Below are 16,563 nucleotides of genomic sequence, written 5' to 3'. Positions count from 1 at the left end.
ATCGAGCGTTAATTACGCGCGCCCGTTCGCGGCCCGTCTCGCGTCCGAGTCGTCGAAGCGCATGCGCCGCAGGCGCGAGTCTCGACGGCTCGGACGCGAGACAGCAGGGGGCCGCGAACACGCAGCGCCGAAGGCGCTGCCAATTAGACACGACCTTTCCAGCGGCCTAATGTTTCGGCCTTGTACTCGTCGAAATAGCCGCCCTCGATGCTCTCGCGAATCCGGTCGACGAGCCGAATCGTGAAGCGCTCGTTGTGAATTGTGCACAGGGTCGAGGCCAGCATCTCCTTGGCCTTGAACAGGTGATGGATATAGGCCCGGGTGTAATTCGCGCAGGTGTAGCAGTCGCAGGTGTCGTCGATCGGGGTGAAGTCGCGGCGGAATCGGGCGGTATTGATATTGAACCTGCCTTCGGCGACATAGATCGCGGCATTGCGCGCGACCCGCGACGGGTTCACACAGTCGAAGGTGTCCGCGCCGTTCTCCACCGCGACGAAGATGTCCTCGGGTTCGCTGATACCGAGCATATGCCGCGGTTTGTCGTCGGGCAGCTCGTCGCAACACCAGCCGACGATGGTGCCGAGGTTGTGCTTCTCCAACGCACCGCCGATGCCGTAGCCGTCGAAACCCGTTCCGGCGCTGCCGCGCAGCGATTCCAGTTCCCGACAGGCCTTGCGGCGCAAATCTTCGTATTGCGCGCCCTGGATCACCGCGAACAGCGCCTGATATGGGAGATGGGTGCGCGCGGCGGTCAGCCGTTCGTGCTCGTCGATGCAGCGCTGTGCCCATTCGTGCGTGCGCTGCAGCGACTTCTCCTGGTAGGCACGGGTATTCAGCAGCGTGGTCAGCTCGTCGAAAGCGAACATGATGTCCGCGCCGAGCCGATGCTGGATCCCCATCGAAACCTCAGGTGTGAAGCGGTGTTTCGAGCCGTCGAGATGCGAGCGGAAGGTGACGCCGTCATCGTCGACGGTGGCCAGGCGCTCTTTGCCCGCGGCGATCACGTCATCGCTTCGGACGTCGACTGCCTCCATGGCCAGCACCTTCTTGAAGCCGACACCCAGCGACATCACCTGGAAGCCGCCGCTGTCGGTGAAGGTCGGGCCGGACCAGTTCATGAACTTGCTCAACCCACCCGCCTCGTCCACGATGTCCGGTCCGGGCTGCAGGTACAGGTGGTAGGCATTCGCCAGCAGCGCCTGCGCACCGAGTTCCCGCATGGTCTCCGGCAGCACCGCCTTCACCGTCGCCTTGGTGCCGACCGGAATGAACGCCGGCGTCGCGATATCACCGTGCGGTGTGCTGATCACGCCCGATCGACCGTGTCGTCCCGGAAGACGGGTACCGACGGTGAACGAGAAGTTTTCGGGATCAGACACGCGAATATCCTCCCAGGACCACAATCGGCCGGACCCACCAGGCACCCGGCCGAGGTGCCGGTCAGGCCTCGGCGGCGGCCGCGGCGAACTGGGCGTTGTAGAGGCGATAGTAGGCACCGCGTTCTTCGAGCAGGCGCTCGTGGTTGCCGTGTTCGACGATGCGGCCCGCCTCCATGACGACGATCAGATCGGCGTCGCGGATGGTGGAGAGGCGGTGGGCGATGACGAAGCTGGTGCGGTCTCGGCGCAGGGCCGCGGTCGCGTGCTGGACCAGCGCCTCGGTGCGGGTATCGACCGAACTGGTCGCCTCGTCCAGGACCAGGATGGACGGCTTGGCCAGGAAGGCGCGGGCAATGGTGATCAGCTGCTTCTCACCAGCGCTGACGCCCGAACCCTCCTCATCGATGACCGTGTCGTAACCGTGTGGCAGCGCGTGGACGAAGCGGTCGACATAGGCGGCGCGCGCGGCCTCGAGGATATCCGCCTCGCTCGCATTCGGATTGCCGTAGGCGATGTTCTCCCGGATGGTGCCCTTGAACAGCCAGGTGTCCTGCAGCACCATGCCGATCCTGGAGCGCAGGTGATCGCGCGTGATTTCGGTGATATCGACGCCGTCGATGGTGATGGTGCCCGCATCGAGTTCGTAGAACCGCAGCAGCAGATTCACCAGGGTGGTCTTGCCGGCGCCGGTCGGGCCGACAATGGCGACCACATGTCCGGGCTCGGCGACCAGCGACAGCCGCTCGATGACCGGCGTCTCGGGTTCGTAGCGGAACGACACCGCCTCGAATTCGACCCGGCCGCGATCGACCGGACGGGTGTTCTCCATGACCGGATCCGGCGACTGCTCCTCGGCGTCGAGGATTTCGAAGATCCGCTCGGCCGAGGCGACCCCGGATTGCAGCAGGTTGGCCATCGCGCCGATCTGGGTCAGCGGCTGGCTGAACTGCCGGGAGTACTGGATGAAGGCCTGCACCTCACCGAGCGACAGATTGCCGGTCGCCACCCGCAGACCGCCGACCAGCGCCACCAGCACGAAGTTCACATTCCCGAGGAACATGATCGAGGGCATGATGAGCCCGGAGATGAACTGCGCCTTGAAACTCGACTCGTAGAGGTCGTTGTTGCGCTTGTCGAATTCCTGGCCGACCTCGCGGTTGCGGCCGAACGCGGTGACCACCTCATGCCCGGTGAAGGCCTCCTCGACCTGCGCGTTCACCATGCCGGTGTACTTCCACTGGTTGACGAAGTGCGGTTTGGAGCGTTTGGCGATCTGCGTGGTGACCACGACTGCGGCGGGCACGGTGAGCAGCGCGATCAACGCGAGCAGCGGCGAGATCCAGAACATCATGATCAGGATGCCGATCACCGAGAACAGCGAAAGGATCAGCTGGCTCATGGTCTGCTGCAGGGTCTGGGACACATTGTCGACGTCATTGGTGACGCGGCTGAGCAGATCACCGCGCGGTGTGGAATCGAAGTAGCGCAACGGAAGTCGATGGATCTTGTCCTCGACCTCGCTGCGCAGCCGCTTCACCGTGCGGTTGATGACGATATTGAGCAGGTAGGACTGCAGCCAGCTGAATACCGCCGCGCCGATGTAGAGCAGCAATACCAGCATCAGCACCCGGCCGACGGCGCCGAAATCCACACCGACCCCCGGGGTGACATCCATCGCGCCGAGCATGTCGGCGAAGGTGTTGTTGCCCGCGGCCCGCAGTTGCTGGATCGCCTCTTCCTTGGTGTCGCCACTGGGCAACCGGCGGCCGACCACACCGTCGAAGACCACATTGGTGGCCTTGCCGAGAATGTATGGCCCGAGCGTATTCAGCACCACCGAGACGATCGCGAGACCGACGATCACGCCGACGTACCTGCGCTCGGGCGCCAACCTGCGCAAGAGCCGCTTCAGCGACGGACCGAACGATTTCGCCTTCGCATCCGGCGCACCGGGATTCACCGCTCCGGGTCTCATCGGATCTCCTCCCGCCGGGGCCGATGCCCGTCACCGCTCACATCGGGCGGCGATCCATTGCGCTTGGCCAGGACGACGGCCTCATCGGCGCCGAGCTGCGAGGCGACGATCTCCTGGTATTCCGCGCAATCGCGCATCAACTGCTCATGGGTGCCGATACCGGCCATTACGCCGTCCTCGAGCACGACGATCTGATCGGCGTCGCGGATGGTGGTAACCCGTTGCGCCACAATGATTACCGAGGCGTCCCTGGTCTCCGGCCGCAATGCCTCGCGCAGTCGGGCATCGGTGGCGACATCCAGTGCGGAGAACGAATCGTCGAACAGGTAGACCCGCGGCTGCTTCACGAGCGACCGCGCAATGGCCAACCGCTGACGCTGTCCGCCCGAAACGGTGGTGCCGCCCTGTGCGACCGGCGTAGCCAAGCCCTGCGGCATATCACGCACGAAGTCGGCGGCCTGCGCGATTTCCAGACAGCGCCACAGTTCCTCGTCGGTGGCGTCCGGATTGCCGTAGCGCAGATTGCTGGCGATGGTGCCGGAGAACAGATATGCCTTCTGCGGCACCAGCCCGATCTGCCCGCGCAGCACTTCGAGGTCGATATGGCGGACATCGGTGCCGCCGACGTAGACCGCGCCATCGGTCACATCGATGAGTCGTGGAATCAGATTGAGCAGTGTCGTCTTGCCCGCACCGGTGGAGCCGACGATCGCCGTGGTCGTCCCCGGCTCGACCTGGAACCGGATCGCCGAGAGGACCGGCTTCTCCGCGCCGGGAAAGGCGAATTCGGCGAATTGCAGATCGACCTGCGCCGGATCGCTCTTGAACGGCTGCGGCAGCCGTGGTGGCAGCACCGAGGTCTCGGTATCGAGTACCTCACCGATCCGATCGGCCGAGACGGCCGCGCGCGGCGCCATCATGGCCAGGAACGAGGCCATCATGACGGCCATCAGGATCTGCATGATGTAGGACAGCATCGCGGTGAGCGAGCCGATCTGCATCTTGTCGTCGTTGATCAGATGTCCGCCGAACCAGATCACCGCGACGGCGGTGACATTGCTGATCAGCATCACCAGCGGGAACATCAGCGCCATCAGCCGCCCGACCCGCAGCGAGGATTCGGTGAGCTCGGTATTGGCCAGCCCGAAGCGCCAGGTCTCCTGTCGTTCGCGCACGAAGGCACGCACCACTCGGATGCCGGTGATCTGCTCGCGCAGCACCCGGTTGACCTCATCGATGCGGGCTTGCATATCGCGGAAGCCGGGCACCATCTTCGCCACGATGACGCCCATCGAGACGGCCAGTGCGGGTACCGCGATGAGCAGCAGCCAGGACAGCCCGAGATCTTCGCGCAGCGCCATGAAGATGCCGCCGATACACATGATCGGCGCCATCACCAGGATGGTCGCCGACATCACGATCAGCAGCTGAACCTGTTGAATATCGTTGGTGTTTCGGGTGATCAGCGAGGGCGCGCCGAACAGGCCGACCTCGCGCGCGGAGAAGGTGCCGACCCGATGCAGCAGCGCACCGCGCAGGTCCCGCCCCGCACCCATCGCGGCCTGCGCGCCGAGATAGACCGAACAGGCCGATGCGATGATCTGCACGCCGGTGACCGCGAGCATCCACAGTCCGGTGGTCCAGATGTAGCCGATATCGCCCTTGGTGACGCCGTTATCGATCAGGTCGGCGTTCAAAGTCGGCAGATACAGCATCGCGATGACCGAGATGAGTTGTAGGCCGACGACGCCCGCCAATTGGGCCCGGTACGGGGCCAGATGAGTGCGAAGCAGTCTGATCAGCATAATGAAAAGGAGGCTACCGTCATTCCGTGCGGCACGTCGCGAACATTGCTGACCAGCAGTGACGTTGGCACGCGCGGTTTTCGGCCCGCATGACTCGACGGGAGTTATCGCCGTGCCCAGGCACCGGGATCCTCGATGAGCGCGCCGATGAATCCGGGCAACCGATCCTGTGCGATGTCGTCGATGGAAACGTTCTCCAGCACCGCACGAATATTCACCCGCAGCGCGATCCACACCCGCTGCAATGGTTGGCCGGCACCCGGATATCGCACATCCTCCGGACGCTCACCGCGCACCGAGGCCAGCGGGCCCTCGATCGCACGAATCACATCGGCGATGGAGATCTGCGCGGCCGGGCGGGCCAGCCAATAGCCACCCTCCGGGCCGCGCCTACTGGTCACCAGATCAGCTCTGCGCAACTCGGCGAGTACGGTCTCGAGCACCTTCGGCGGGATGTGCTGCGCGGTCGAAATCGCCTCGGCCTTCACCACCGGTGCGACCTGCACGGCGGCCCCATCCGGTGCACCGTAGGTCTGCGGTGCGCGGGCGATCTCCAATAGAGTCCGCACCGCGTAATCGACCCTCGCGGTGATGTGCACGGCGGCTACTCCCTGGCCTCTTCGGTGTTCGAACGAATCTACGCGGTATGGCAGCCGGTCAGAACACAGGTGGCCGCGTCCAGCAGTGTGCGTTCCACCACGGAATCCTCGACGCCGGGCACGAGTTCGGTGGACAACAGCGCGACCCCGAGCACCTCCAGCGCCGCACTCGCGCGCAGCTTGGCGACATCGTCGGCGCCGGGTCCGGCGAGCCATTCGCGCAGCACCCGAGTCGAATCCAGCATGTCCGGATACCGGTCGGCCATGACATTGATAATCGCGACGGTGTCGCGGACACACAGCGCACCGGCGTCGCGATGGCGGATCATGCCGCGCAGATAGGCACGCAGGATGGCCCGAATGCCCTCGGCATCGTGCGGAACCGCATCGATATCCTCGATCACCGAGCGCAGGTGATCGACGATCGGATCGACGATCGCCAGCAGCAGATCGAGCTTCGAAGCGTAGTGATAGTAGAGGGAAGCCTTTGTGATTCCTACCGCATCCGCGACCTCGCGCAGGCTCGTCTGTTCGAATCCTTTGGCCCCGAACAGCTTCACCGCGGCGTCGCGAATTGCAATTTTTGTGCCGCCACCTGCGACAACGGTGTCGCCCGCGTCACGAACGGTCATGGGATGATCCTCTCATCACTGCTGCGCTGAGCTAACCTTGCCATCAGAATTGAGGTTGTACCTCCGCTTAGCCCCTGGGTAGTCTACCTACCGCACGGTAGGCAGAAAGCGTCAATTGGAGGCGGGGGTCGGCAGGGCAATCCCCGCGAGTGCTTGTCTACGTGCCGCGAACCAGCACGTAACCAGCCACCCGCTAGGAGAACCCTCTCGTGTCCGTTTATCTGTATAGATGGGGAAAGTTCGCTTTCCGCAGGAAATGGATAGTGCTTCCGGTCTGGCTTGTCCTGTTCCTGCTGCTCGGCGGCCTCGGCGCGCAGCTGAAGGAGCCGATGACCAATGACTTCAGCATGCCGGAGTTGCCGTCCGCACGTGCCAACGACATTCTCGACAAGCACTTCCCCGGCGCCTCCGACGCCTTCAAATTCGACGCCGTCACCGGCACCTATGTCATTGCCGCACCCGAAGGGCAGAAGCTGACCGACCCGGCAAACCGGGCGGCGCTGGAGGCCTTCATCGCCAAACTCGGCACACTCGACATCGTCGACCACAGCAAGCCGGTGATGGATCCGGTCGAGGCCGCCGAGAAGTCGGGCTGCATCGCCGATCCGGATCCGTCCAAGTGCAGTGGCGCACCGCTGAACGTGCTCAGCAAGACGGCTCCCGATTCGGTCGCCTTCTTCAGCGTCCCGTTCACCATCAAGAAGTTCACCGACGTGACCGACGCGCAGCGCCAGGCGGCCTACGATGTCGCCAGCGATGCCCGCAATGCCGGGCTGCAGGTGGAGATGAGCGGCTCCATCGCGCAGAAGAACGAGGGCCCGAGCGGTAAGTCCGAACAGATCGGTATGGGCATCGCGCTGGTCGTCATGATCATCGCCTTCGGTGCCATCGTCGCCGCCTTCGTACCGATCATCACCGCGATCGTCGGCCTCGGCGCGGCCACCTCGCTGATCTTCCTCGGTACCTCGATCATCGAAGTGCCCAGCTTCACGACCTTCCTCGCGTCCATGATCGGCATCGCCCTGTCGATCGACTACGCGTTGTTCATCGTGTCGCGCTACAAACACGAACTGGCAGTGCAGGATTCGCCGGAGGAGGCGGCCGGTACCGCCCTCGGTACGGCGGGCTCCGCAGTGGTGTTCGCCGGTCTGACCGTCATCATCGCGCTCGGCGGACTCAGCATCGTCGGCGTGCAGTTCATGACGTTCATGGGTCTGGGCGGTGCGATCGCCGCGGCGTTCGCGGTGCTCACCGCCATCACGCTGATGCCCGCGCTGCTCGGTGCGTTCGGCCGGTTCCTGTTCAAGCCGAAGCTGCCGATCGTGGCCAAGCACGATCCCGAGGACGACAAGTCGGTCACCAATGGCATGCGTGTCGGCCGGTTGATCGGCAAGGCGCCCGCGGTGACGCTGCTGCTCAGCGTGGTCGTGCTCGGTCTACTCGCCGCACCCGCCGCCGGTCTGAACCTCGGCCTGCCCGGCGATGACAGCCAGCCCAAGACCTCGACCATCCGCAAGGCCTACGAGCTGCGCACCGAGGGCTTCGGCGAGGGCAGCAACGGTGTGCTCAATGTCGCGGTCGATCTCACCAAGGTGCCCGCCGACCGGCGCGAGGCCGCGGTGACCGCGCTGCGGTCCAAGCTCGCGTCCTACTCGGGCATGGATTACGTGACCGAGCCCAAGTGGAGCGGTGCGGACAAGGCGGGCGCGCTGCTCGACGGCGTGCCGAAGTCGGGTCCGAACAACCAGGCCACCAAGGATCTGGTCAGCGACGCCCGCGACGCCGAAGCACAGATGCAGTCCGAGTACGGCATCGAATACGGCATCACCGGCACCACGGCGATCTTTGCCGATGTCGACCATGTGCTGCTGAGCAAGATCGTGCCGTACCTGGCGATCGTGGCCGGTGCCGCATTCCTGCTGCTGATCCTGGTGTTCCGCTCGATCCTGGTGCCGCTGACCGCGGCGCTCGGCTTCCTGCTCTCCATGGCGGCCACCTTCGGTGCGACGGTGCTGATCTTCCAGGAGGGCAAGCTCGGGCTGATCGAGGATCCGCATCCGCTGGTCAGCTTCCTGCCGATCATGCTGATCGGCCTGGTGTTCGGACTGGCGATGGATTACCAGGTGTTCCTGGTGACCCGGATGCGCGAGGAGTTCGTCAACGGCAAGTCGCCGAAGGATGCGATGGTCGCCGGTTATCACCACGGCGCACGGGTCGTCACCTCGGCCGCGGTCATCATGATCTCGGTGTTCGGCTCCTTCCTGCTGGAAACCGATGTCACGGCGAAGTCGTTCGGCTTCGCGCTGGCGGCGGGTGTGCTGATCGACGCGTTCATCGTCCGCATGATCGTGATCCCATCGCTGTTGGTGCTGATGGGCAAGTGGTCCTGGTGGATTCCGAAGTGGCTGGATCGGATCCTGCCGGATATCGATGTCGAGGGCGCGAAGCTGCGTGAACTGCAGCAGCGATCCGCGGAGACGGTGCGGGTGCCGGTCGGCGTGAGCTGATCGCGCGGATAGGAACCTGCGGGTCGGCCCCGCACCCGCATGCGGGTGCGGGGCCGAATGCGTTTCGGGGCGACCGCGTTTTTTCCGACGGCCGAAGACCGCGTCTTGATCTTGTGCGCGGTGCGCAGCAGACTCGGAGCTGTTCGACTCTTCAGCTCGGTATCGCGCCGACGCATGCGGTCGGTGTGGCAGTTCGTGGCATCCGCTGGTCTCGGCACGACCAAGGATCTGGTCCGTGCCGCGCGCGGCCGAGACACAGTTGAATTCCGAGTTCGGGATGAAGTACGGAATCACCGGCATCACAGCGATTTACGCGGATATCGACCATGTGCTGCTGAGCAAGATCGTGCCGTATCTGGTAATCGTGGCCGGTGCGGCATTCCTCTTGCTGATCGGGGTGTTCCGGTCGGTGCTGGTCCCGCTGACCGCGGCGCTCGGCTTCCTGCTCTCCATGGCCGCCACCTTCGGTGCGACGGTCTTGATCTTGCAGGAGGGCAAGCTGGGGCTGATCTCCGATCCGCATCCGATCGTGAGCTTCCTGCCGATCATGCTGATCGGCTTGGTCTTCGGTCTGGCGATGGATTACCAGGTCTTCCTGGTGACCCGGATGCGCGAGGATTACGTGCACGGACAGCCGCCGAAGGAAGCGATGGTGCTCGGATATCACCACGGGGCCCGAGTGGTCACCGCCGCCGCGATCATCATGATTTCGGTGTTCGGTTCCCTCCTGCTCGAATCCGATGTGACCGCGAAGTCGATGGGTTTCGCCTTGGCCGCGGGCGTGCTGCTGGACGCGTTCATCGTCCGAATGATCCTGATCCCATCGCTTTTGGTGCTGCTGGGCAAATGGGCATGGCGGATGCCCGCATGGCTCGACAAGATCGTGCTCGATATCGATGTAGAGGGGGCCAAGTTGCACGAACTGCGCGGGCAGCCGGTACCCGACGCGATACGGCAGCCGGTGCGGGGCGGCTGAGCTTCGAATTCGAAACGCTCCCACTGGAATTCGCCTATGTGAATCCGAATTCCAGCGGGCGCCTCGGCATTACCGACTGGGCTGCGGCAGGTTACATTCATCGACCTTCGGGTTCATACCCATGTAGTTGAGCGGTCCGGCCAGCGCCGTCACGGCGATGGTGCCGAAACCAGCACAGTTGATCGGGGCGCTGTCGAAGTAGTGACGCTGCCCCGCGGCGACAACGCCGATGGCCAGCCAGATCAGCAGGAGCAGTCCTAACAGTTGAGTCCCAGCGGAAGGCGCTGGTCTCCGGTCGGTCACACGCTCGCGCATCGTCATCGCTTCCTTTCGCACTCGCGTACCACTCCGGATACCCGAACACGAGACGAACACTCCCGGCCGATGAGCGCTTGCGCCGATCACCGCATATCGGGCATCGATCGGCAAGATAAGCACCGCTTTCGAGAAACCGACCGGTCCATTGTCATTTACTTAGGACACCTAGCTTTCGGGCTGTGAAGGTTCAGCCACGCGCGGCTCGCGCGGTGCCCGCGCCCATCCTCATCCTCGCCGCTATGGTCAGTATCCAACTGGGTGCGGGCTCGGCCAAGTACCTGTTCGACATCATCGGCGCCAGTACCGCGGCGAGCCTGCGGCTGGCCTTCGCCGGCGCCATCGCATTGCTGCTGTGGCGGCCCTCGCCGCGCGTCGATCGCGCGGCATTGCCCGGCATCATCGGACTCGGTGCCGCCGTCGCCGGAATGAATCTGTGTTTCTACGCCGCCCTCGAACGCATACCGCTCGGTATGGCGGTCACCCTGGACTTCCTCGGACCGCTCACCGTCGCGGTCATCGCCTCGCGTCGTCCGCGCGATCTGGTGTGGACGCTGGCGGCCGGGCTCGGCGTGCTGCTGATGAAAACCGATGGTCCCGTGTCATGGACCGGTGTGCTGTTCGCGATGGCCGCTGGTGCGGGATGGGGTACCTACATCGCATGTAGCGAGGTGGTCGGGCGGTACACCTCAGGGCACGACGGTTTGGCGCTCGCGATGGCATTCGGCGGTTTGCTGGTGGTGCCCGTCGCCTTCGTGAATGCCAGTCCGGCACTGTTCGATCCGCTGGTGCTCCTGGCGCTCGCCGGTGTCGCGGTCCTCTCGTCGCTGGTACCGCACGCCATCGAACTCGAAGCGCTGCGCCGGATTTCAGCCGCGACCTTCGGTGTGCTGATGAGCCTGGAACCGGCGGCCGCGGCGGGACTGCTATTGCTCGGCGAAGATCTCGCGCTCGTCCAGTGTGCCGGTATCGGCCTCGTCATCCTCGCCTCGGCGGGCGCTTCCGGCAGTGGTTCACCGAAAGCTGCTGAACCACAGCGGGATCTGGAGCCGGTGCCGATCTAAGGACTCGGTTGCGGGACGTTGCAGTCGGCGATCTTCGGGTTCACGCCCATGTAGTTGAGCGGGCCGGCGAGAACGGTCAGGGCGATCGTACCGAAGCCCGCACAGTTGATCGGACCGCTGTCGAAATAGTTGCGCTGCCCCGCCGCGACAACGCCGACGACCAACCAGATCACGATCAGCACGCTGCCAAGTTTCATCTCGCTCATATCTCTCCCGCGGATCGCGCAATCGCGGTTGGTGGTTCGGCGAATTATCGCATCGCATCCGGCCCGCACTCCGGCATTCGGCATATATCGCATGCGCGGGCGGGCGCGCCCGACCGCACGGCATGTCGCCGCCCGGCAGAGCACGCTCTGAGCGCCGAGGATGGCCGAATCCTCGGAGCTCAGCCCTCGGGCATTACGAACTGGGTTGTGGCACCTTGCAATCGGCGATCTTCGGGTTCACGCCCATGTAGTTGAGCGGACCGGCGATCACCGTCACCGCAATCGTGCCGAAGCCGGCGCAGTTGACCGGACCACTGTCGAAATAGTGCCGCTGCCCTGCGGCGACGACGCCGATCACCAGCCAGATCAGCACCAGCACACTGCCGAATCGGAAATAGGGCTCTCTCATCCAACTCTCGCGCATCAATCCCGCGCGACTCGTACTGCACCACATCGGTCGCAGCGCACCATCCCCGCGCTTACCTAATCGCCGTATACCCGCCCGCTGCCCACTTACCCAGGAACTCCTCAGCTCGCGGAGTCGTTGGCGCGATATGGCAAATCTGCTCGGCTGGACCATCCCTGGCTGGGTGCTGCTGCTGATGGCGGTCGCCCTCTATGAGGCCCTGACCCGGAAACGCCGCAAACGCCGCACCCCGGTCTCCGGCACCTTCACCGACGAGTTCACCGCCATGTTCTACGGGACCAAGCGCATGGAACTGGACCACCGTGATTCGGTGTCGATGCTGCGCGACGAAGAAGCCCAAGGCGCTCCCCCACAGGTCGGCGTGGACCTGGACCGGCAAGCTGTTGTCCTGCGTCGGCAGGATCCCGAGCGGTAATCCCGGCGGTTCTCGCCGCACACCCGTCACCATCGTGGGGTGGCCGTGCCGCGCACCGAACGGCTGGCGGAGTTCCCGCTCGTCGCGGGCGGCCACAGCGTGAAAATGGTGTGGACCGAACCCGGTTGCTCGATCAGTGATCGGCCGGACGAAATCGGGTGAGCATCTCTGGAGTCAGGTGCATACCATCGTGGTATGGGTGGTATGAGGATCCGGATTGCCGTCCGACGTCCAAAGGAAGTGGCCGCGTTCATCGATGCGCACAGCGATAATCGGACCGCGAGCGTCCTGGAAGCGCTGGAGCGCATACGAGGCCGCCGGTTGTCCGAAGCCGAGGCGATCACCATCGGTGTGCGCCAGGCTTTCCCGGACGTGGACTAGCAGCGACCGATCCAGGCGGACCTGGCCGGAAAGGGTGCGCCGGGCCCGTAGGGGAACCTGTGCGCCCAGCGCTGAACCAGTTGCGGCAGTGGCGATTTCGTCCTCGAACTACGCGGGCCGACGGATCTCGGTGACGATGGTGTAGAGCTCGATGATGACGCCGTCTCTGGTACGAGCGATGTCCATGTCGCTGACCACCGGCGGCTGGTCGGCCGGGCCGCACCGGAAGCCGAGGTGGCCGATGTCATCGAGCGCCGACGCCGGGCCCGCTGGTTGGAAGACCCAGTCCGGATTTTCGGCACGCAACTCGTCGGCGCGGCGTTCGAGGTCCTTGCGCCTGTGCACAGTTCGGTCCGACTCGTGCCACACCACATCGTCGCTATAGGTCTCGGCGATGGCCGCAGCCCGGCGGGTCGGATCGGGTTCGTTGAATACGTCGAGCAGATTGCGTTGCATGAGGTCGGCGGGGGAACTGGTCATCGCGCGAGTCCTTTCATGCGGAGCAATCGCTGCAGTTCAAATTTGAATGTTCCGCGCGGGCGATCGGGCCCTGGCCGGATTCATACCCGAGCTCGAAGGTAGCGACACCGACAACAAAAGAAAAAGGCCCCTCACCTGGGTTAACAGGTGAGGGGCTTTGGCGGTGGCGGAGGGATTTGAACCCTCGGAGGGGGGTTACCCCTCACACGCTTTCGAGGCGTGCTCCTTAGGCCGCTCGGACACGCCACCGCCGACAACCATACCGGACCGGTGTCGGATCGCTAAATCGGCGGTAGCGGGGATGTGCGGGGCCGGTTTCCGGTCAGCGTTGGGTGCGGAAGAAGTTGTCGAGGAGGGCGGCGCATTCGGCTTCCAGAATGCCACCACGGACCTGTGGGCGGTGATTGAGACGGCGGTCACGGACCACGTCCCAAAGGGAGCCGACAGCACCGGTTTTCGGTTCCCAGGCACCGAAGACCAAGCGGCCGACGCGGGCGAGTACCAGTGCGCCCGCACACATGGTGCACGGCTCCAGAGTTACCGCGAGTGTGGTGCCTTCCAGACGCCAGCCATCGCCGACGACCGCGGCGGCCCGGCGCAGGGCGAGGATCTCGGCGTGCGCCGTCGGGTCGCCGAGCGCCTCCCTGGCATTGGCCGCGCGCGCGAGCTCGCGACCGTCGGCATCGAAGACGACCGCACCGACCGGCACATCGCGATCGCCCGCATCGGCGGCCGCTGCGATCGCGGCACGAACCATGTCGGTGTCGTCGGTGTGCGGACCCACGTCAGCGGGGCAGCTTGTCCAGCACCGCCGAGAGTTCGTTGGCGAAGCCGAGTCGCTGGGCGATCATGCCGAGCTGTTCGTCCGGATAGAGATCGGTCTCGGCGAGGATGACGCTGAGCACGGGTTCGGGCAGGCCGAGGTCGGCGAGAACGCCGAGGTCGCCCTCCTCCCATGGCTCGATATCGTCGAGTTCGTCCGGATCGATATCGGGGATTTCGACATTGAGGGCCTCGAGGACGTCGGCGGCGATGTCGTAGTCGATCGCGGCCGTCGCATCCGAGACCAGCATCCGGGTGCCGCTCGGCGCGGGCCGGAGCACGATGAAGAACTCGTCATCGATATCCAGCAATCCGAACACCGCACCGGAACTGCGCAATGCCTTGAGTTCTGTTTCCGCCGCGGACAAATCGGTGAGCGCCGCCTGACTCAGCGGACTGCACCGCCATTTTCCTTCTTCGCGGACAACCGCCACTGCGAACCCTTCCACGTCGTCGAAATCATCCGACGCAGCCTTGTTCGTGCCCGAGCGCTGTGCTGCCATGGCCGCAACGGTAGTCGGCTCGAGCCGAAATGTTGAAGTCGTATGCGAATCTGTTCCGATGACTCCTGACCAGAAAGCACCGGTGTGTGTCCTCGGGACGGGCTTGATCGGCGGTTCACTGCTGCGCGCCGCCGTCGGCGCGGGCTACGACGCGTGGGGTTACAACAGGTCAGAGGCGGGTTCGCAGGCCGCGCGGGCGGACGGATTCGATGTCACCGGTGATCTGCTCGGGGTGCTGACCCGGGCCGCCGATACCGATGCGCTGATCGTGGTCGCGGTGCCGATGCCCGCGGTGGACCACATCCTCGCCGAGGTGGCCGGCTTCGCGCCACGCTGCTCGCTCACCGATGTGGTGAGCGTCAAGGCGCCGGTGGCCGCTGCGGTGCGCAGGCACGGGCTCGCGGCCCGCTATGTCGGCGGGCACCCGATGGCCGGTACCTCCGAATCCGGTTGGGCAGCTACCGATCCCGGCCTGTTCCGGGATGCGGTGTGGGCGGTCGGCGTGGATGCCGGCACCCATCCCGAACCGTGGCATCGAGTGGTGCGGCTGGCGCTGGCCTGCGGTGCGGTGGTCACCCCGGTGATCGCGGACGAGCACGACCGGGCGGTGGCCCGGATCTCACATCTGCCGCATGTCCTGGCCGAGGCGCTGGCCGTGGCCGGTGCGGCGGGCGGCGAGCTGGCGCTCGGACTGGCCGCGGGCTCGTTCCGCGACGGCACCCGCGTCGCCGCCACCGCCCCCGACCTGGTCCGCGCCATCTGCGAACCGAATGCCACCGCCCTGCTGGACGTGCTGGAGGAGACACTCACCGTGCTGAGCGCGGCCCGCGAATCCCTCCGCGACGAAGGCACCCTGGTCGACCTCGTCGAGGCCGGGCACGACGGCCGCGAACGCTACGAAACCGCACAACGCTGGGAAATCACCGGTATCCGCCCCGGCGACCACAACTGGCTCGAGGCACTGCACGAGGCAGGCCGACGCGGAGGAGTGCTCACCGAACTCGTCTGATCACAGTGGTCGACACTCCGCACGACGCGGGAGGCGATCCTATGGAGGCCGACACCACACACGCGAACGCCACGAACCTCGCGGCGCTGAGAAATCACCGGTCGCCCTGGCGACCACCATTGGTGAGAGACGCTGCGCGAGGCCCGCGCGAGTAATCACCGAACTCGTCTGATCCAGCCGCCGACACTCCGCACGACGCAGGAGGCACAGGCCAACTGAACTGACCGCGGCGGCGGCCGGCCCCCGCGGAAACCGCGTCATCGCGCCACTCGCGAACTACGCGGCGCTGGGAATCACCGATCCGCCTCGCACACGAGCGTTTGCGGCGGCGAGGTTACCGAGCTGGGGCGAGCTGCGCACACTTTTGCGCGCCACGCACGGATTCACCAGGCGAATTGCCGCGTGGCGCACGAAAGTGTGCATGGCACCGGGTCAGATGCGCTCGGCGAGACCCGGGTAGTCCAGGAGGAAGCCGTCACCGTCGACGGTGACGGTGGCGCTGGAGACGGGGGACAGGACGCTGATGCCGGTGACGCCGCTGCTGTAGGTGAGGCTGGCTTCCTGGACCAGGAGGTCGGGGAGGCGAACGTAGACGACGGGGACCTGGATGTCGTCGACGGCGTTCTGGAGGCCGAAGCGGCGGATGGGGAGGGTGTTGAAGAACGGGCTGAGTACGACGTCGACATCGAGGGCGCCCGCGAAGGTGGAGCGGACGTGCCCGCCGCCGGCGTCGACGAGCCAGTAGTTCTCCTCGTCCCTGGCGATCGAGGCCTGGCGTTCCCCGGCGGCGGTCGTGCTGCGCAGCGATAGGCGCTTGGTGACGCCGTTCTCGTCGGTGACCAGGTCATAGGACGCGCTGAACGCCGGATGGTCCGCGCAATCGCCGCCGATCATGCGACCGGCGGCGCGGATGCGGTTGCCATTGAGCGTCACGCGGACGGACTCCATCCGCGACGCGTTGTGCGCACGCCACGTGAGGATCGCCGGCCACCGCGATGTCGCCGGTTGGCTGTCGGGACCGAGGTCTGGGTTCGTCACGTATCTACCGTAAGCGACGCGGGCAACGCA

At 65.1% G+C, this 16,563-nt stretch carries 18 protein-coding genes, 1 tRNA gene and 1 pseudogene; 7 read left to right on the top strand and 13 right to left on the bottom strand.

Going from position 1 to position 16,563, the window contains the following annotated elements; translation table 11 throughout:
• Positions 1-143: 143 nt before the first annotated feature.
• From tgt to AB0L58_RS19715, 5 genes and pseudogenes are all read right to left on the bottom strand, one after another.
• Positions 144-1,379: a tRNA guanosine(34) transglycosylase Tgt gene (tgt, locus tag AB0L58_RS19735; protein WP_364388582.1), complete on the bottom strand. Its 1,236-nt coding sequence runs from the start codon at positions 1,377-1,379 to the stop codon at positions 144-146.
• 61 nt (positions 1,380-1,440) lie between these two features.
• Positions 1,441-3,354 (bottom strand): ABC transporter ATP-binding protein, encoded by a 1,914-nt coding sequence (locus tag AB0L58_RS19730; RefSeq protein WP_364388580.1) that lies wholly within the window; start codon positions 3,352-3,354, stop codon positions 1,441-1,443.
• Between the two features lie 92 nt (positions 3,355-3,446).
• A pseudogene (locus AB0L58_RS19725) lies at positions 3,447-5,159 on the bottom strand (ABC transporter ATP-binding protein); the annotation flags it as partial.
• A 104-nt stretch (positions 5,160-5,263) separates the two neighbouring features.
• A complete protein-coding gene (locus AB0L58_RS19720; protein ID WP_364388578.1) occupies positions 5,264-5,758 on the bottom strand; it encodes an Rrf2 family transcriptional regulator in 495 nt (164 codons plus the stop codon).
• A 38-nt stretch (positions 5,759-5,796) separates the two neighbouring features.
• The gene (locus AB0L58_RS19715) at positions 5,797-6,390 is read right to left on the bottom strand and encodes a TetR/AcrR family transcriptional regulator (protein WP_364388576.1); all 594 of its coding nucleotides are present in this window, start codon (positions 6,388-6,390) and stop codon (positions 5,797-5,799) included.
• Positions 6,391-6,599: 209 nt separating this feature from the next.
• Here AB0L58_RS19715 and AB0L58_RS19710 point away from each other — a divergent pair, with 209 nt between their 5' ends.
• Entirely contained in the window at positions 6,600-8,897 is a 2,298-nt protein-coding gene (locus AB0L58_RS19710) for an MMPL family transporter (RefSeq protein WP_364388574.1), read from the top strand.
• A 235-nt stretch (positions 8,898-9,132) separates the two neighbouring features.
• Positions 9,133-9,873, top strand: coding sequence for an MMPL family transporter (locus AB0L58_RS19705; RefSeq protein ID WP_364388572.1), 741 nt, complete (start codon positions 9,133-9,135; stop codon positions 9,871-9,873).
• Positions 9,874-9,942: 69 nt separating this feature from the next.
• Here the strand turns inward: AB0L58_RS19705 and AB0L58_RS19700 are convergent, their stop codons facing one another.
• On the bottom strand, positions 9,943-10,188 hold the full coding sequence (locus AB0L58_RS19700) for a hypothetical protein (RefSeq protein WP_364388570.1): 246 nt from the start codon (positions 10,186-10,188) through the stop codon (positions 9,943-9,945).
• Between the two features lie 182 nt (positions 10,189-10,370).
• Between AB0L58_RS19700 and AB0L58_RS19695 the strand changes: the two genes are divergently transcribed.
• Positions 10,371-11,252 (top strand): EamA family transporter, encoded by an 882-nt coding sequence (locus AB0L58_RS19695; protein ID WP_364388568.1) that lies wholly within the window; start codon positions 10,371-10,373, stop codon positions 11,250-11,252.
• Here AB0L58_RS19695 and AB0L58_RS19690 read toward each other — a convergent pair.
• Entirely contained in the window at positions 11,249-11,449 is a 201-nt protein-coding gene (locus AB0L58_RS19690) for a hypothetical protein (protein ID WP_364388849.1), read from the bottom strand. The two genes, AB0L58_RS19695 and AB0L58_RS19690, sit on opposite strands and share 4 nt — an antisense overlap.
• 202 nt (positions 11,450-11,651) lie before the next feature.
• The gene (locus AB0L58_RS19685; protein WP_364388566.1) at positions 11,652-11,867 is read right to left on the bottom strand and encodes a hypothetical protein; all 216 of its coding nucleotides are present in this window, start codon (positions 11,865-11,867) and stop codon (positions 11,652-11,654) included.
• Positions 11,868-12,012: 145 nt separating this feature from the next.
• On the opposite strand from AB0L58_RS19685, the gene AB0L58_RS19680 reads away from it, so the two are divergent.
• The 3 genes from AB0L58_RS19680 to AB0L58_RS19670 are packed head-to-tail and all read left to right on the top strand — an operon-like array spanning position 12,013 to position 12,681.
• The gene (locus AB0L58_RS19680) at positions 12,013-12,300 is read left to right on the top strand and encodes a DUF6191 domain-containing protein (RefSeq protein WP_364388564.1); all 288 of its coding nucleotides are present in this window, start codon (positions 12,013-12,015) and stop codon (positions 12,298-12,300) included.
• Positions 12,301-12,339: 39 nt separating this feature from the next.
• The gene (locus AB0L58_RS19675; RefSeq protein ID WP_364388562.1) at positions 12,340-12,462 is read left to right on the top strand and encodes a hypothetical protein; all 123 of its coding nucleotides are present in this window, start codon (positions 12,340-12,342) and stop codon (positions 12,460-12,462) included.
• Positions 12,463-12,495: 33 nt separating this feature from the next.
• The gene (locus AB0L58_RS19670) at positions 12,496-12,681 is read left to right on the top strand and encodes a hypothetical protein (protein ID WP_364388560.1); all 186 of its coding nucleotides are present in this window, start codon (positions 12,496-12,498) and stop codon (positions 12,679-12,681) included.
• A 108-nt stretch (positions 12,682-12,789) separates the two neighbouring features.
• Here the strand turns inward: AB0L58_RS19670 and AB0L58_RS19665 are convergent, their stop codons facing one another.
• From AB0L58_RS19665 to AB0L58_RS19650, 4 genes are all read right to left on the bottom strand, one after another.
• Positions 12,790-13,161, bottom strand: coding sequence for a nuclear transport factor 2 family protein (locus AB0L58_RS19665; protein WP_364388558.1), 372 nt, complete (start codon positions 13,159-13,161; stop codon positions 12,790-12,792).
• A gap of 158 nt (positions 13,162-13,319) precedes the next feature.
• Positions 13,320-13,410, bottom strand: a tRNA-Ser gene (locus tag AB0L58_RS19660).
• A gap of 73 nt (positions 13,411-13,483) precedes the next feature.
• Positions 13,484-13,918 carry a nucleoside deaminase gene (locus AB0L58_RS19655; RefSeq protein ID WP_364388847.1) on the bottom strand — a complete coding sequence of 145 codons (435 nt, stop codon included), beginning with the start codon at positions 13,916-13,918 and terminating at the stop codon, positions 13,484-13,486.
• A gap of 28 nt (positions 13,919-13,946) precedes the next feature.
• Entirely contained in the window at positions 13,947-14,486 is a 540-nt protein-coding gene (locus AB0L58_RS19650) for a tRNA adenosine deaminase-associated protein (protein ID WP_364388556.1), read from the bottom strand.
• Between the two features lie 58 nt (positions 14,487-14,544).
• Between AB0L58_RS19650 and AB0L58_RS19645 the strand changes: the two genes are divergently transcribed.
• Complete coding sequence (locus AB0L58_RS19645) at positions 14,545-15,495, top strand: prephenate dehydrogenase (RefSeq protein WP_364388554.1); 951 nt, start codon at positions 14,545-14,547, stop codon at positions 15,493-15,495.
• A gap of 432 nt (positions 15,496-15,927) precedes the next feature.
• Here AB0L58_RS19645 and AB0L58_RS19640 read toward each other — a convergent pair whose 3' ends face one another.
• Complete coding sequence (locus AB0L58_RS19640; RefSeq protein WP_364388551.1) at positions 15,928-16,533, bottom strand: putative glycolipid-binding domain-containing protein; 606 nt, start codon at positions 16,531-16,533, stop codon at positions 15,928-15,930.
• Between the last annotated feature and the right edge of the window lie 30 nt (positions 16,534-16,563).

The organism is Nocardia sp. NPDC052112 (assembly GCF_040680135.1).
Lineage (GTDB): Bacteria > Actinomycetota > Actinomycetes > Mycobacteriales > Mycobacteriaceae > Nocardia.
This window is presented reverse-complemented; position numbering and strand designations above follow the sequence as displayed.

What these genes read in the sequence shown, in the direction of transcription:
- AB0L58_RS19685 (WP_364388566.1), bottom strand. Translation starts at nt 11,867, where the DNA reads ATGAGAGAGCCCTATTTCCGATTCGGCAGTGTGCTGGTGCTGATCTGG.
- AB0L58_RS19715 (WP_364388576.1), bottom strand. Translation starts at nt 6,390, where the DNA reads ATGACCGTTCGTGACGCGGGCGACACCGTTGTCGCAGGTGGCGGCACA.
- AB0L58_RS19680 (WP_364388564.1), top strand. Translation starts at nt 12,013, where the DNA reads ATGGCAAATCTGCTCGGCTGGACCATCCCTGGCTGGGTGCTGCTGCTG.
- AB0L58_RS19645 (WP_364388554.1), top strand. Translation starts at nt 14,545, where the DNA reads ATGACTCCTGACCAGAAAGCACCGGTGTGTGTCCTCGGGACGGGCTTG.
- AB0L58_RS19655 (WP_364388847.1), bottom strand. Translation starts at nt 13,918, where the DNA reads ATGGTTCGTGCCGCGATCGCAGCGGCCGCCGATGCGGGCGATCGCGAT.
- AB0L58_RS19730 (WP_364388580.1), bottom strand. Translation starts at nt 3,354, where the DNA reads ATGAGACCCGGAGCGGTGAATCCCGGTGCGCCGGATGCGAAGGCGAAA.
- AB0L58_RS19670 (WP_364388560.1), top strand. Translation starts at nt 12,496, where the DNA reads ATGGGTGGTATGAGGATCCGGATTGCCGTCCGACGTCCAAAGGAAGTG.
- AB0L58_RS19700 (WP_364388570.1), bottom strand. Translation starts at nt 10,188, where the DNA reads ATGCGCGAGCGTGTGACCGACCGGAGACCAGCGCCTTCCGCTGGGACT.
- AB0L58_RS19690 (WP_364388849.1), bottom strand. Translation starts at nt 11,449, where the DNA reads ATGAAACTTGGCAGCGTGCTGATCGTGATCTGGTTGGTCGTCGGCGTT.
- AB0L58_RS19650 (WP_364388556.1), bottom strand. Translation starts at nt 14,486, where the DNA reads ATGGCAGCACAGCGCTCGGGCACGAACAAGGCTGCGTCGGATGATTTC.
- AB0L58_RS19665 (WP_364388558.1), bottom strand. Translation starts at nt 13,161, where the DNA reads ATGACCAGTTCCCCCGCCGACCTCATGCAACGCAATCTGCTCGACGTA.